The sequence below is a fragment of the Mesorhizobium sp. M0715 genome (assembly GCF_040320355.1).
In the GTDB taxonomy this organism is placed as follows: domain Bacteria; phylum Pseudomonadota; class Alphaproteobacteria; order Rhizobiales; family Rhizobiaceae; genus Mesorhizobium.
Genome location: NZ_JAMYPL010000025.1, coordinates 28,559 through 43,190 on the forward strand (window position 1 = coordinate 28,559; position 14,632 = coordinate 43,190).

Genomic DNA, 14,632 nt, shown 5'->3' on the forward strand with positions numbered 1-14,632 from the left:
GGTCAGTTCTTGAGCACGCCGCCCACAGCCACACCGGTGCCGAAGATCAGCGCCTTGGTGAGGAAGTCGTTGTTATCCCGGGGCGGCGGAAGATCATCATCCTGCCGCACCACTGTGTCCCGGTTGCGCCGCTTCTGAACGACCTGCTGTTGTTTGCGGGGTTTCTGTGCCACCGGTCTCTGCGTGCGGACCTTCTTTACCACCTGTTTTTTCGGCTGCGTCGCACGGGCCTGATCGGCAGCATATCTGGCGCGCACGGTTTCCATCATCGGATCAGTCTGGATCACGAGGAATGCAAGTTGCTCGCGTGTCAGATAGCTGGTCTGCGGCAGGCCGTTCTCCACCTGCCAGATACCGATCGCCTGGCGGGTCTGTGGGCCTATGTTTCCGTCGACGCGGCCAAGCTCGTTGCCCAACGCTTCGATGCGCAATTGCAAGTCGATGCGACCCTGGCGGTCGAGGCCAATGGCATTTTCCGTCAACTCGGTGCCCGGTGTTTGCTTCACCTCGTCGGGGACGCCGACCGAGGTGCGCACTGCGGAGCCGGAACTGGCGTTCGCCTGGTCCGTATCGAGTGCCGCGACCTGCCGGTTCTGGGCTTCCGGGTCGTTCAATTCGTCGATGTTCAGCCGCGCCACCGTGGCGAAGCGGCCGTTTGGGAACTGCTCGAGATAGGCCTCGTAGAACGGCACCGAGTTGCGCTTGGAGGCTTCATCCCAGAGCCGCTGCTCGACTTCCCAGGAAGGCGGGTCACCAACCACCAGCGTGGGGGCGGTTGCCGCCCCGGCATTGGCAGGCTGTGCTTCAGGCGCCGCCACGACCACGGGTTTTCCAATGAAGACCTCGCGCCCCAGCGACGCGTTGTGCCAAGGCCTCTGGCGACCTTGCGTCGTCTCGGTCACTTCGCCGCGCACGCGCGTCAGCGCGCTCTGGATCTCAATGCCGGGTTCGGTCAGGTGCCTGGCGAGCGCCGTGGAGTAAGGGCTGTTGACGCCGTTGCCGTCGAAAGCGATGGCGCCCGGATCCGTTGCATAGGCGATCAGGATGCCGCCCGTGCCTACGCCGTCCGATCTTGCTTCGATCGGTGCCAGACCGGACCCCAACGAACGCGACTTCGGCAGCGAGGCGGCCAACGTCCTGGCGAGTGGATTGTCGCGGCAGGCATCGAGTATGATGACGCCGACCGCCGGATCAGGCGGCAGCGCCGCCAGGAAGTCTTCGACCTGAATGGTGCGGGTCTTGAGATAGGCCGGCGACGTCAACTCGGCGTCGACCGGTATCAGGAAATTCTTGCCGTCGACCTGCATGCCGTGCCCGGCATAAAAGATGACGGCGAGGTCGGCATCGTAAGACTGCTCTGTGAACCGGCTGATGAGGCTGTGCATGCCGGCATTGTCCTGATCCATCCCCTCGATCACCTCGAAGCCGGCATTGCGCAGCGTGGAGGCGATGAGGTGCGCGTCGTTGGCGGGGTTGGGCAAAGCGACAGCATGAACATACTTGCTGTTGCCGATGACCAGTGCGACGCGCTTGGCGTCGGGCGCGGCTGCCTCAGCGCTGAACGCGGCAAGGATAAAAAGGAGAAATCCGCTCAGAAATACGATGAACGCTTTCATGGACCAGCCCTCCGCCCAGCAGGGCGCACTGTTGATGTCTGCGCATGCTCAATTTCGTCAGCGACAATGTCGCTTATGCCAAAATGGCTCTTGGGCGTATGTGATCCTGACCACGGTCTTGGTTCACAAAGGACCCGAAAAAAGTTGTCCATAGTAACACTTTGCAGCCGGAACACCAATGGTCTGACGGTGAACTCATGAACCGCGAGGGCAGGTTCAAAGGGTATTCTGAAGCGAGCTTATGACGGCCGTGATGGCTTGCTTGTATTCTTCGAACTCTGGCGACGTCTGGCGCACTTCCGTCGTGGTCGATACCGGTTGGCCTGCGCCGGTCCCCGCGGGGCTGAGCTTTCGGCCCATTTTCCTTTCGGCCCAGTCCACGACATAGCCGGCGGTCTTGCCGGTGAGGAACGGGTTGGCCTGAATGACGGCCGACCCGAGCACGGCGCTCAATTGCGCCGAACTCGACGCCGACAATACCTGATGGGCGCCTTCCATGCCCAGGAAATGGCAGAGATAGAGCCGGCCGGCTGTGATCTGGTGGCCTCGCGCCCGAAGATAGGCTTCACCCTCGCGCGCAAGATTGCGCACCATCTCGCGCGAGATCGTGTAGTCGTAGCGCAGAGCAAGGAGATCCGCATTTGAAAGTGTGCGCGCCAGTTCGGGACGGTAGGTGTTCATCATCCTGATCCAGGTCTTCGATATGAATTGGCCGGCACCGGTTGCTGAAGAAAGCGGGTTCTTGGCGCGGGCGCTGCCACCACTTTCGACATGAACGATACGGTCGGTCAGTGTTTCGACAGCAGGATCGCTCGTTGCGACCGCGGCGGTCACCGTGCCCAGCGGGTCGATCGCCCCGCCATTCTGATAGAGTTCGAAATGCAGATGCGGCCCGGTCGACAGGCCGGTGGTGCCGATATAGCCAATGATGTCGCCGGCCTTCACCTTTGTGCCGACACCGCTTGCTATCGCGAATTTCTGCATATGCGCGTAGCGCGTCTCGCGTCCGTTGGCATGCGCAATCTTCACCAGGTTGCCATAACCGCCGCCGTCGCCCTGGAAGGTGACCTCGCCGTCGAAAGCGGCCGCGATCGGCGTACCCACCGGAGCCGCCCAATCGACGCCCTTGTGGATGCGAACCACGCCCAGAATTGGGTGCTTGCGTGGACCGAAGGTGGACGTCATGACCCCGTTGACCGGCGTGACCATGCCGTTGATGACCGTCAGCGAGCGGATCTGATCGTCGCCGGTAACGCATGCAAACTGACCGTCGCTCTGCTGGAAGACGAAGCATTCGAAGCTCTTTTCAGCACCCTGCACGCCGACATACAGCACGCGTCCGTCGGTCTCGCCCTTGCCGCGCGGCGTTTGTGAATAGATCAGGACAAGGCGCTGGTCCTCGCTGGCGAAGGCGTCCAGGTCCCGTCCTCTCGATAGGTACATGATCGCTTCGCCGATCACGCCGGTCGGAACTTTGTTGCGCGCCGCCGTCGAATAGATTGCGTCGAGCAGGCGATATTGCCGCTTGTGCGTGCCTTCTTCCGGTGCACCCGAATAGTTGAACAGATCTTCGCGGACCCAGGGATCGACACCCGATACGAATGCACCCGCGGCGTTGCGCGTCAGCGTGCCGACAAAGACGCTCTTGGCGTAGATCGACACCTGCATGAGCGACATTGTTGTCGTCTCGCGCGTCGGCCTGAAACCACGCATGGCGACGACATAACCCGGTTCCAGGCCTTCCCGGTTGAAAAGCGCCTTCAGCGCTTCGCCCGCCCGCCTGGCGTCCTCGACGGAGAAATGCGCATCGAGCGCAACGCTGTCCAGGCTGCGGTCGTTGAGGATTTTCACGAACGTGTCTTCGGTCGCCTCGAACCGCTGATACTCATTCGTGACGGTTGCGACACTCGTGTTGTTTTCGATCTGTGTCTTCTGGAATGCGGGCAGGGCTGCTTCGCCTGCATCGATTGTTTCACCCCAGCCGGCTTCGGGATCGTCGGTGCCCATCTGCTGCCCCGAAGCAGCCGGAGCCTCGTTGGGGGCAGGCGAGGGCTGAAGATCGTTCTGCAGATCCCCCGCCGGCGGCTGAAGATCGTCCTGCAGATCGTTGGACGGCGGCGGGGCGGTCTGCCGTTGCGCCTGGAAGAATGCGAAGTCTTCCTGCGTCGACGGTATCGTCGTCATGAATTTTTCGCTGGCGCTGAGCATCACATCCGACAGGATTTCGATCTGCGGAGAAATCCCGGCCTGATCGAGATCCGCCGGCTTCGCGATCGAACGGCCCCTCGACGTGGCGTCGGCGTCGGGGGCAAGGGTGATCCACATCGGGTCCCCGGCAAGGTCGATAATGGCAGGCACATAGACCGATGCATCGGCCGGCACGTCGTCCACCCCTTCGACCGCGTGAAGCTCTTCGTCTTCGTCGCCGAACGACCAATAATCGGCGGTGAGGTAGAAGCCCACGGCGATCGACAGCATGATGATCGCGGCAAGACCGGCAAGCAGCCGGCGCCAGAGCCTGCGTCTGCGAAGCGCAAGGCGCGCCTGCTTCTTCTGCCTGAAGCTCGTGTCGATAGTGTGCGTCACGGGCTGTTTCCGGTCAGGAAGAACGTCCACCGCGCCTGTTCGAGCGTATCGACTTCGAGAAATTGCGCCGCGATATGGCCGCGTTGCCAGCATTCGTCGATGCCGCGGGTCGAGAAACGCCTTCGCTCGATGCACATTTCGGTCGATCCCGTCAGGATCGCGTGGCCGAAGACGTCCGTTGCGTAGATGTAGATGTAGCGGTTGGTCAGTTCCTCGCGAATGACATTCACGCACTGATTGGCGCCGATGGTCCACCAGCCGTCTGTCTGATCGGCATTGTCGACCTTCTGGCCGACTGCGAGATTGACGACGTCGAGTGTCTGATTGCAGACCGTGAATTCGGCTCGCGCTTCGCCGGATGACAGCACAGCCAGCAGCGCGGCGCCCGCGATGACCGCAAGCTTCATGTGGCCCGCCAAGGCGAGCAGGGCGCGAACCGGTTCACACTGCTTTATGGGCAGGTCGGCAGACGAGTGGGGCAAACACGAGCAGCGTTCCATCGGGCGCCCATGCTATCCGCCGAGCCGGAAATACTTGGCAGTGGCTGAGAACTGAGATCCGTTGGTCTCGATTTCCTCGAGAATTTTGGGTAGCAGCGCCGAGGCTGGCGTCGGCGCCGAGAATGCGGCCGCCTCAATATCCTGGGGTCCCGTGATCACCATTATGATCTGCGGCACGGCCTTTCCAGCGGCCTTGTCGGCGGCGCCGAGGCCAATCGGGATGCTGAAGGTGGCTTTGTCCGACTGTGCGACGATGCGATCGTCGAGATTAAACACCATGCCCTTGTGATCGATCAGCAACACGCTGGAAATGAGCCCGCCACGCGTCACCAGCGTGCCGCTGATCGGCGTACCGTTCGGCACCGACGTCCGGTCGAGAACAAGCTGCGGCTTGTCGGCCGCGGTCTGTCCCAGAAAGCGCAGAAAATTGGTGACTTCGCACTGGCTCGGCTCAATGAGGCGGACGCTGATGTCGGGCTCCACATGGAATTTCGCCTGGAAATCGCCCAGCATGCGTTCGAATGGCTGGACCGCTGTTCCAAATCCTTCGATCGCGGCTGCGGTGTCGGTTGGCGAATTCATGGTCGCATAGAAACAGTCGCCGCCGCCGAAGTCGCGAACCCAGGAGACTCGTTGCGCGATGTCGTCCACGGCCGGAGGAATGGCCGGTTTGGGTACGTTCAACGCGACGACAGGTTGGTCCGGCTGCTTGGCCGCCGGTGGCACAGTCTTTTGGCTCTCGGCGTTCGCGGCATCCGTCTGGCTTGCAGTGGGTTTGGGCGCCGGCCCGGCAACCTTGGGTTCTGCCGGCTGGCTGATCTGCGGCTCCGGTTTGGGCTTTGGGCTCTCCACAAACTCTGGCTGGGCCGGCGGTGTCTTTTCGGATGGCTGCTGCGCGTCCGTTGCCGATGACTCCGGGGGGCCCGCGGTTTGCGCGGGGACAGTGGGCTTGGCCGGCTCCGGCGTTTGCACTGCCTTGGCATCTGCCTGGCTTCCAGCCGGCGGCACGCCCGCCTCTGTTTGCGGTTGCGCTTCCATTGCCGGCGGTTTCTCAGATTCCTCGGTCTGCGAAGGGAGTTCGGCGGGCTTGGCCGGCTGCGGCTTTTGAGCCGCCGAGGCATCTGGCTGGTTTTCAGCCGGCGGTACGCTGGCCTCCGGCTGCACGGGCGGAACTGGCTTTGCCGGCTCAGGGGCGTTCGCGACTTTGTCCGTGAGGGTCGGCGCCGAAGTTTCCGGTGTAGGCTTTGACGGTTCGGGCGCGGAAAGCGATGTCTTGCCGGCAATCGGCGTTGCCGGCGTCATGAAGCCGCTCAGATACAGGCCCGCGCCTGAGGCGACAGCTAGTGTCGCCAGGGCAGCGATCGCGATAGTTGGGGTCTTTGTGGATTTCTTGGGCATATCCGCAGTGACCGCGCGCGGAGGGCCGGCGACCGGCGAAGGCAGCGGTTCGGACAAATGCGCGGGCCGGACATGCGGGACGAAGCGCTGCTCGCCCGGGCCCGTTGCCGTCGGCGCGTTGCGTCCCGCGACATTGGATGCCTGGCCGCCCTTGGGATCAGGAGTAAGGGTTTGCCCGGCTGGCCGGTTGCGGGGTGTGATGGACGTCGGCGGCGTTGTTCCTTCGTCTTCGCCACGCGTCATCCTGGCGATATCAGCCATGCTGACCGGCCGGTCTCGCGGATCCGGTTGCAGCATGGCTTCGACAATGTCACGAAAATCGTCGTCGATATCAGAGAGGTCAGGCACGGCCCGGCGCTTTTCGATGATCTCGAACTGCGATCCGCTCATGTCGATCGGTTTCCCGCGCAGAGCGGCAGCCAGCACCAGCCCAAGGCTGTAAATGTCGGACTGTTCACTGACGTCGCCGCTGTACAGCCCGAGCTGTTCGGGCGAAACGTAGTTGTACTTTCCCGCGAACTTCCCGCCGATCAGTGTCTCCCCGCCCACGGTCGCCGATCGCGCTATACCGAAATCGATGATCTTTGCGCGGTCGACCCGGCCCCCCGGCAGGATGATATTGTCCGGCGAGAGGTCGCGATGGATTGCTCCCGCTTGATGCACGGCGCTCAGGCCGGATGCGAGGCGATGGCAGAGCTTGCGCACCTCATCCGTCGGCATCGGACCACGTCGCATGATGTCGTACAGCGACTCGCCGTCGACGAATTCCATGGCAAGGTAGGGACGGCCGATCCCGGGATCGATGGTGAAGACGTGGTATCGCACGACCGCATCATGCGACAGGTGGTTGAGGATCGAGGCCTCCTTGCGGAACAAGGACAAGATCGTCTGGTCACGGGCAAATTCGGGCAGCACGATCTTGATCGCGACATGGTCGCCGGTCTGGATGTTGTGGCCGCGATAGACCTCGCCCATGCCGCCGAATGCGATCCGTTCGTCAAGTTCGTAGATGCCGCTGAGCTGCGTACCGACAGCGGTGTTGGCCACTTGCGGCGATATTCGCGTCTTGTCATCGGCGCTCATCAGCCTCGGCCCTCCGCTCTGGACAGATCAGGGTGGAGCGATTGTCCATTGCGCCCGTTCCCAATCTTAACCAGCACAATGGTGACATTGTCCGTTCCGCCTCGCGCCAGAACCGTTTCCAGCAGGTTTTCTCCGGCCGCCTGAGGTGTAGCCGACACGACGGCGGCCTCGATCTCGGGGTCGGTGACATGTGCCGTCAGCCCATCGGTGGCCAGCACGAAAATGTCTCCCGGCATCAGTTCGCCCTGCTGGAAATCGATGACGAAGTCGTCACTGACCCCGATCGCATGTGTGATGACATTGCGGCGTGGCCAGGTGAGCGCCTCGACCGCGCTGATCATGCCTCGATCCAAGAGTTCCTGCACTTCGGTGTGGTCTTTCGAAATCTGCGAGATCGCGGCGTTGCGGATCAGATAAACCCGGCTGTCGCCCGCCCACAGGCAGGCAAATCGTCCGTCCATCGCCAACAGGGCGGCGACCGTGGAGCCGATGGTGATGCCGCGCGATTCCGATATGCTGCGGATTTCGGCATTGGCCCGGCTCAGCCTGTCCTCGAAGCGGGCCCGAAGATCGGGTGCCGAGCTCGCGATGCCGATTGTTGACAGATGATCGACGATACTGGCGGAAGCGACCTCTCCGGCGTCATGTCCACCCATTCCGTCGGCTACCACCCAGAGGCCAGTTTGTGGCTCGACTAGATAGCTGTCTTCATTGAGCTCACGGACACAGCCTTTGTGGCTCACGCCGAAGCTTTCGATGGAAAGGGCGACAGTATTCAAATTGCCACCAAGCGCTTTTCAAGCGTCCTTCTGCGGCGCACCTTTGGACGCTCGCTGGCGCCACTTTGCCACAGGCTCGAACATTAAAGTACCGAAAACTAAGGAAAACCGGGGTTTGAACTCTGGTCAGCGGATCGGCGCCATGATCAGCAGATCAAACCCATCTCAAAACGCCTTGGGACAGCTGAATCCGGAAAGGGCCGGGAGGAAGAAGTGGTTGGAGCCTGAACCTGTCTGGAGCGTATAAGTAACGTCGCGTCCGCCAATCACGAAGCGTGCTTGCATGTTGCTGTCGTGGCCGGTGACGGCAGCCTTGTCCAGAAGTCGCTTCAGGGCCCACGGCCCTTCGAACTTGATGGCGGATTCGCGGCCTGGCATCTCCGGCGTCAGGCTCAGACTGGCGGATCCGGAAGCCGCGCCGCTCGGCCAGGTCACTATGCTCGGCATGTTGCCCGCTTGGTTGCTCTGGACGGTCTGGCCGTCGACATCGAGCACCGCCGCATCGGCATCGCCATGCAGTGAGAAGGGCGTGAAGGTCACGCTCACCGAGGGCACCGAACCGCCCTGGGGAAAAAAGGCGCTACGGATTTCGGCCGCCAGCTGGAAGTTCTTCAGCGTCGACTTCGACAGGTCGCGGCCGAAGCGAGCATCCTGTTTCCAGCTCCAGTCCTGACCGGTCATATCGATCAGCGATGCGAGGTTCTGTGCGAAGAACCGGTCCATCAGCCCGCCCGGAGCGAACAGTTTGGCGAAATCCGCCATCGCGATGTCCTCGGTGCCATTGCGGGCGAAAGGATAACGGCCGTTGACCGCCGCCTCGCAGGGCTGTGTGACCGTCTGGTCGAGCATCTGGTTCAAATTTGCCACCGAGGTCTCGGTGACGTTGCCTTCAAACTCGTCTGCCGTCGCATTGACCATCCGGCCGAGTTGCTTGGGCAGTCGCGAGACATTGGCGCGAAGGGTGGCTATCTGGAGCTGCAGGTTTGCGTTGACGCGTTCCGTCTGGGAGGGGACGTCGGTCGCCAGTTGCAGGCTCTGGTAGATATCGCGGAAATTCTGGGTCAAGGCATCGATCGGGCGGTGTCCGGCAGCACCGCTCACCAGGGCCTGGAACGGCCTGAATTGCGCTTCGATGTTGGCCCCGGGATTCTGGTTTTGCGCGCTTAAGGATCCCGTGCCGGCACGGGTTTGCGATTTTCCGGTGGCGATTTGTATGCCGATGCGAGCCAGACCCTTGGCCACGCTTGCTGCGTCCTGTAACTGGCCCGCGCCGCCTTCAACCCCGGTGGCTGAGTCCTTGCCGGAAGCAGCGTCCCGCGTCAGAGCGGTTTCGTCGGCGATCGCCGTAAACAGCAGTTCGATCGGCGAGGTTGGCGAGGCGACGGCGGAAAGCGCGATATAGCGCGGCTTGTCCTTCAGCATCGCCTTGAATTTCAACCCGTCGAGAACGCTGTTCCACGCCGTTGCGAACTCCTTGCCATAGCGGTCGAGAAGTTCGGGACCGAGCTTGGGCAACTCCTGATCGATGCCGCCTTGCTCGCCGCCGCCACCGAGGACCCACTGGTCGTCGACGAGCGTCTGGGCAATGCGCGAGAGTTGCACGAGATAGAAGCTGTTGAAGCCGGCATAAGTATAGAGGCCGGGAACACGAAGGCCTGACAGATCGCCGCCATCGACCCGCTCGAACAGTAACGGGGCTTCCGGGCCGCTTTTCAGGGAAACAGAAAAATCATCCAGAGCTGCCGCGTATACTGCGGATTTGACCAAAGCCGAGGCACGGTCGGCAAGGCTCATGCGCCCGAGCGACCGTTGAGCGGCTTGGACGAGCGGCTGGTTGAGTTCGAAAACCGGATCGTAGGCGTCGTCCAAGGCAAGCATGGCACCCAGGTGCTTTTCGAGATGCTCGCGTCCTTCGCGGTTGTTTTCACCTGGATACCGGTTCTGCTCCCAATCGTGCTTCATCCAGGAAATGATCAACGCGTCGTCGACCTTCGGCGCCTTGCCGCCAAGCATCAGGTAGATTTTCAACGGCTCGTAGAGCGCGGCGGGATCGGCCATCCTGGCCTGGATCGTCCGCTCGGCCTGGATCAGCAGGCGCGATCGGAACATTCGTTCCAGCGCTTCCCGGTAAGCCGTCTTGGATGCCGAAAGAAGTCTCTCCCGCTGGCTGAGGCCGAACGTCTCCTCGATCGGTGTCGGCACGTCGCCGGTTTCGAACCCAGCCGGCAGATTGCGCAACTGGTCGAGCGGGCCAATGACGTTTTCGAGGTCGACATCGGTGACCTCGGTGCTTTTGAGCAACGCGTCCGCCGTCTGGCGATACTGGCTTATGGCCTGCGTGGTGGAGGCGATCAGCGACCTGTTGGCTGTGAAGCTCAGGGCTAGGGTGCCGAGGGCCGCCGCAGCGATCAACGCGATGGCGCCAAGGCCGGCGAACCTGGCGATCGTTGCACGTCTTACAGCTGATTTGTCATACGAAACCCATCCGGATTCGGCAAAAATGACGCCCGTCAGCAGATCGTGCAAAAAGAAGCTTTTGCCGGTTCCGGAAAGATGGGCGCGGGGGCTGCTGCCGAAATTGCGACCGATCGCGCCCAACACCTGATCGATTGGCGTTCCCTCTTGCGTGCCTGAAGAGAAGTAGAGTCCACGCAAGCTGACATTCACCTGGCTGCGGGTCGGATCGAACAGGCTGGCGATGAAATTGGTAATTCGCTCCTTCAGCGCGCCAAACTGCGCCGGAAAGCCAAAGATGGATATACGCGCGACCGGATCGGCCTCTTCCTGGAGGCGGTCAGGCATCTCCTCCACCAAGCGTCTTGCCAGTGCATCGAATTCGGCCGGAGCCTCGGCGGCCATATTCTTGTTGCGATCCGTGGTCTGGAATGTCGCGCCCCAGACCTTGCGCCGGCGCGGCTCGTCGAAGCCGCCGAAGTAATCCATGAACCCTGAAACCAGGTCGGCCTTGGTGAACAGCAGGTACACGGGAAACTGGATTTTCAGCGTCTCGTGGATTTCCCGCAGACGACTGCGTATATCGACGACGTGAGCGTCAAGCTGCTGATCGTCGAGGCTGACGAGGTCGGCGAGGCTGATGGCCAGGATGACGCCGTTTATCGGTTGCCGTGCGCGGGCTCTCTTGAGCAGTGACAAGAAGGCAAGCCAGCTCTTCTTGTCGGTCTCGGCATTGGAATCCTGCGTCGTGTAGCGTCCGGCTGTGTCGATCAGGACGGCCTGGTCGGTAAACCACCAGTCGCAGGAGCGTGTTCCGCCAACGCCCGCAACTGGCTGGGCATCACCCGAACCGGCCAGCGGAAAATTCAGACCCGAATTGACCAGCGCCGTTGTCTTGCCGGCACCGGGCGGGCCGATGACGATGTACCAGGGGATCTCATAAAGGAAATTGCGTTTGCCGCTCGACCGCTTGAGCGCCGCCACGGCCTCATTCACGCGGGCCTCGAGCACCCGCGAGTCGTCATCGCGGTCGTCATTGTGTGTGACCACGGTTTCGAGTGCTTTTTGCGCTTTTCTCGCTTGCCAGAAACGCAGGCCGTAGAAAAGCGTGAGCGCTGCCACGATCACCCCGATGATAGTCGCGCGCAGCCAGGCAGGCCCGAGAGGACGGGTATCGGCGAAGCGGATCAAGGGTCCGGCAAACCACACTGCCGCCGCAAAGCCGGCCAGCGCAATCATGCTGAATATCCGCAGCAGCCAACGCGTCATGGCCGCTCCCGACTGGCCGTGCTCACAATGTTTCCTCCTTGGCGATCATCACATCGACACGGCGGTTCTTGGTGCGGCCTTCCGGCGTCGCATTGTCGGCGATCGGTTCGTCCTCGCCCTTGCCGTCCACCGTTAGTCGCGAAGGATCACTGAACTTCGGTGCCATCATTGCTTCGACGGCCTTCGCTCTGGCGACGGAGAGATCGAAGTTGGACTTGAATGGGCTCGATTTCCGCGGCTTCACATTGTCCGTATGGCCGACAATCCTGATCGGTCCGCGCTCGGGTTCCAGAGCCGCGGCGATATCTGCGGCAATGGGCTGGAACTCCGGCTTCGCCTCGGCCCTGCCGGACTGGAACAGCAGGAGATTGTTGATTTCCACAACGATGAAGTCGCCCTTCGTGCCGATGGTCAGCCCGCCGCCTTCGACTTCCTTGGCCAGTGCCGAACGGATGCGATCGATCTGCGTGGTTGTGGCGACGGGTGGGACGATTTTCGCCGGCTCCGCCAACGGCGCCACGCTGGCCCGTTCGATGGTAATCGGCGTCGATGGGTTGAGCGCCAGCAATTCACCGGCGGCAGCGTCGCCTTCGTTGGTGATGAAGACCCGCAGTGCGAAGAACGCAGCAGTCAGCAGCGCCGACACGGCTGCCGCGACGACCCAGAGCGGCAGGCGTGTCGACGGCTGCGTCATGGTCGACGCCAAGCCCTGCCAGTGGGGCGAGATGTCCGCGTCCGCGCGTGCCCTGAAATAGCGAAGCGTTTCGTAGACGTCGCGCCGAACGCGTTCGAGATTGCTGTCTTCGCGCGTCAGGCCCCGGTACTGGCCCTCGAACCCCAGCGACAGGCAGACATGCATCAGTTCGAGCAGATCGTAGTGTGCCTCGGGACTGGCCAGGACCTTGTTCAGCGCTTCGAAGAAGCCTGTGCCGCTGGGCTCGACGTGAAAGAACTGCGACAGCATGCTGTGCTGCGCCCAAGTATCTTTCTGTGGCCAAGGCAGGTTGCCGACGAGATCGTCGGCGGTTTCGCAGAGGATGAATTTCGCAATCCGCGCATCCTCTTCGGCAACACCTGATTTCTCGACTGTCCTGTCGAACCTATCGATCGCCTCAGTGACATGTTCGGCCAACGGCTCGGCTTGTCTCTCGACGGGGATAAGCCTGAACTGGCCGAACAGCATCAGCAATGGTGCGGCCGCGGCAAGGATCGGGTTTGCCGCGGAATATCTGACACTGTCCGTGACATTGAGCAGGGTCTCCTGCCGTAGAGCTGCCTCGGAAGCGCCGCTTCCTGCCGAAGCGGAAGGGGCTCCTTGATAAATCACTGTCCCGGATGCCCAGCCCGGCGGTGTATGCCGGCCGATGCCGGGATCGAATACGGTCGAATCCTTGATCTGCGAGGTTTGCCCGTCATCCGCGACGGGCACTTGAGGGACCGGCGCCGGTTTTCGCTCACGCCGTGGAGGGGCGCGAATGACGGTCTTGCCAGCCGGGCCGAAAGGATCGTCCTTCGAACTCATGGACGATCGTCCGTGCAGGCGGTGTGCCCGCGACTGGGTGAGACAGGCGCAAAACGGTTTCTCGTCAGGTGAAGGAAACGCAACCCCTGCCGACCCTGACAGTGTCCGGAGGAAGGTAGGCTATATCTTACTATCCCGCCGAAAGATGACATTTGCCGCAGACCCCCAGGTCGATCAGCCTTAGCCGCTTAGCGAATTGTCGTATGCGATCGTAATCTCACAAACTCTCGATTGGAACCGGATGCCGCGCACCAAAGAGGTTTTCTTCGTCGACTTCAGCCTCGCATCCCCCTTTGGGCCTGTCTATTTCTGCTTGTCGGCCTTGGCATAGGCCTCGCTGAAATAGGCCAGGAATATGTCCAGCATGCCGTTCTCGTGGGCTTCCTCCATGGTTCGCCAGGTCGCGACAAAAGCGTCCCAGGCCTGGCTTTTCTTAGACGAGAACGATGTCGGGGGGAGTTTCTTTCCGATCGCCTCGGGCGACAGATCGTCGAGCAGCCGCGACAGCGCAGCTTGCATGGCGGCATAGGTGGCGAATTCGTGCGTCTTGAGATCGCGGAATGCATCTTTGATGCTGCGCCTGGCATCCAGATAGCCGGCCCTGCGGCGGGCGAACATGATTTCGAGGATGTCGTCGGTTCCCGGGCCGAACTTCAGGGGGTTGTTGTCGGCGGCGCTGATCATCGTCCGTTGTGTGCTCTTGGCCAGTATTTTCGCGGCCGTGCGCGCTTTCAAAAGCATGGTCAGTTCCTCGACCACAGTCCGCAGGACCGTGCCGATTTCGGCGGCAACTTCATGCGGATCGCGCGATTGAAGCAATTCCGGCGAGATGCCGGCCGCGATCGCGATTTCCCGCAGCACTTCGTCTCTGGTCGAGGGGAGAGGCGGTTGCGACGAGAACGCCGGAGCCGGAACCCGCTGCCCGGAATGTTGCTCCGAAGGAGTGAAGAACGGCTCGGCGGCGAATTCGAGCGGCCGGCCTGTCGCGGCCGGCATTTCTCGTTGTGTCGAACTGATATGGCCTGTCGTGGCGGGCTCGTCGTCGATCGATACGAAGATGACATGGCGGCCGATCAGCACCCGGTCGCCATGGCTCAGCCGATGCGGGCCGGTCATGCGCTGGCTCGATCCGTTGATGTAGGTTCCGTTGCGCGAGACATCGTGCAGCCAGAAAGCGCCTGCCTCGTAGCGAACCTCGCAATGCCGGCCGGAGATGAACTTGTCGGGGTCCGGCAAGGTCCAATCACAAGCCTCGCGTCCGATTTCGAAGCCGCGATCACGCGCCGCGTAACTGGTCGAGATGCCCGCAGGCAAGGCGTCGACATTGTTGATTTGCAGACTGATATACATCGAGGATCGCCGTCGAACGCTGATCGATACTCCACATTCTAGCAGTTTGCACATCCAGCAGGACAGCGGCGTTTC

8 protein-coding genes are annotated in these 14,632 nt (G+C 61.7%); all 8 read right to left on the reverse strand.

All coding sequences use genetic code 11. The features are described from left to right. Window positions 1–2 precede the first annotated feature (2 nt). The 8 genes from NKI21_RS25400 to tagH all read right to left on the reverse strand — a co-directional run bounded on the left by NKI21_RS25400 (window position 3) and on the right by tagH (window position 14,557). A complete protein-coding gene (locus tag NKI21_RS25400) occupies window positions 3–1,616 on the reverse strand; it encodes a caspase family protein (RefSeq protein WP_023809167.1) in 1,614 nt (537 codons plus the stop codon). Window positions 1,617–1,832: 216 nt separating this feature from the next. Beyond that, entirely contained in the window at window positions 1,833–4,202 is a 2,370-nt protein-coding gene (locus NKI21_RS25405; RefSeq protein ID WP_023809166.1) for a M23 family metallopeptidase, read from the reverse strand. Further along, window positions 4,199–4,609 carry a DUF1036 domain-containing protein gene (locus NKI21_RS25410; protein WP_023809165.1) on the reverse strand — a complete coding sequence of 137 codons (411 nt, stop codon included), beginning with the start codon at window positions 4,607–4,609 and terminating at the stop codon, window positions 4,199–4,201. Before NKI21_RS25410 ends, NKI21_RS25405 begins: the two co-directional genes overlap by 4 nt. 105 nt (window positions 4,610–4,714) lie before the next feature. Continuing rightward, window positions 4,715–7,183, reverse strand: a complete 2,469-nt coding sequence (locus NKI21_RS25415) for a serine/threonine-protein kinase (RefSeq protein WP_023809164.1) — start codon at window positions 7,181–7,183, stop codon at window positions 4,715–4,717. Further along, window positions 7,183–7,962: a PP2C family protein-serine/threonine phosphatase gene (locus tag NKI21_RS25420; RefSeq protein ID WP_023809163.1), complete on the reverse strand. Its 780-nt coding sequence runs from the start codon at window positions 7,960–7,962 to the stop codon at window positions 7,183–7,185. The genes NKI21_RS25415 and NKI21_RS25420 overlap by 1 nt, the downstream gene beginning before the upstream one ends. A gap of 165 nt (window positions 7,963–8,127) precedes the next feature. Then, on the reverse strand, window positions 8,128–11,685 hold the full coding sequence (tssM, locus tag NKI21_RS25425) for a type VI secretion system membrane subunit TssM (protein WP_352867953.1): 3,558 nt from the start codon (window positions 11,683–11,685) through the stop codon (window positions 8,128–8,130). Window positions 11,686–11,707: 22 nt separating this feature from the next. After that, window positions 11,708–13,207: a type VI secretion system protein TssL, long form gene (gene tssL / locus NKI21_RS25430; protein ID WP_023809161.1), complete on the reverse strand. Its 1,500-nt coding sequence runs from the start codon at window positions 13,205–13,207 to the stop codon at window positions 11,708–11,710. Between the two features lie 303 nt (window positions 13,208–13,510). Beyond that, entirely contained in the window at window positions 13,511–14,557 is a 1,047-nt protein-coding gene (tagH, locus tag NKI21_RS25435; protein WP_352609940.1) for a type VI secretion system-associated FHA domain protein TagH, read from the reverse strand. Window positions 14,558–14,632 lie beyond the last annotated feature (75 nt).

Bases quoted from the DNA above. Each gene is read 5' to 3' on its own strand.
- NKI21_RS25400 (WP_023809167.1), bottom strand. From the start codon at position 1,616: ATGAAAGCGTTCATCGTATTTCTGAGCGGATTTCTCCTTTTTATCCTT.
- NKI21_RS25410 (WP_023809165.1), bottom strand. From the start codon at position 4,609: ATGAAGCTTGCGGTCATCGCGGGCGCCGCGCTGCTGGCTGTGCTGTCA.
- NKI21_RS25415 (WP_023809164.1), bottom strand. From the start codon at position 7,183: ATGAGCGCCGATGACAAGACGCGAATATCGCCGCAAGTGGCCAACACC.
- tssM (WP_352867953.1), bottom strand. From the start codon at position 11,685: ATGACGCGTTGGCTGCTGCGGATATTCAGCATGATTGCGCTGGCCGGC.
- tssL (WP_023809161.1), bottom strand. From the start codon at position 13,207: ATGAGTTCGAAGGACGATCCTTTCGGCCCGGCTGGCAAGACCGTCATT.
- tagH (WP_352609940.1), bottom strand. From the start codon at position 14,557: ATGTATATCAGTCTGCAAATCAACAATGTCGACGCCTTGCCTGCGGGC.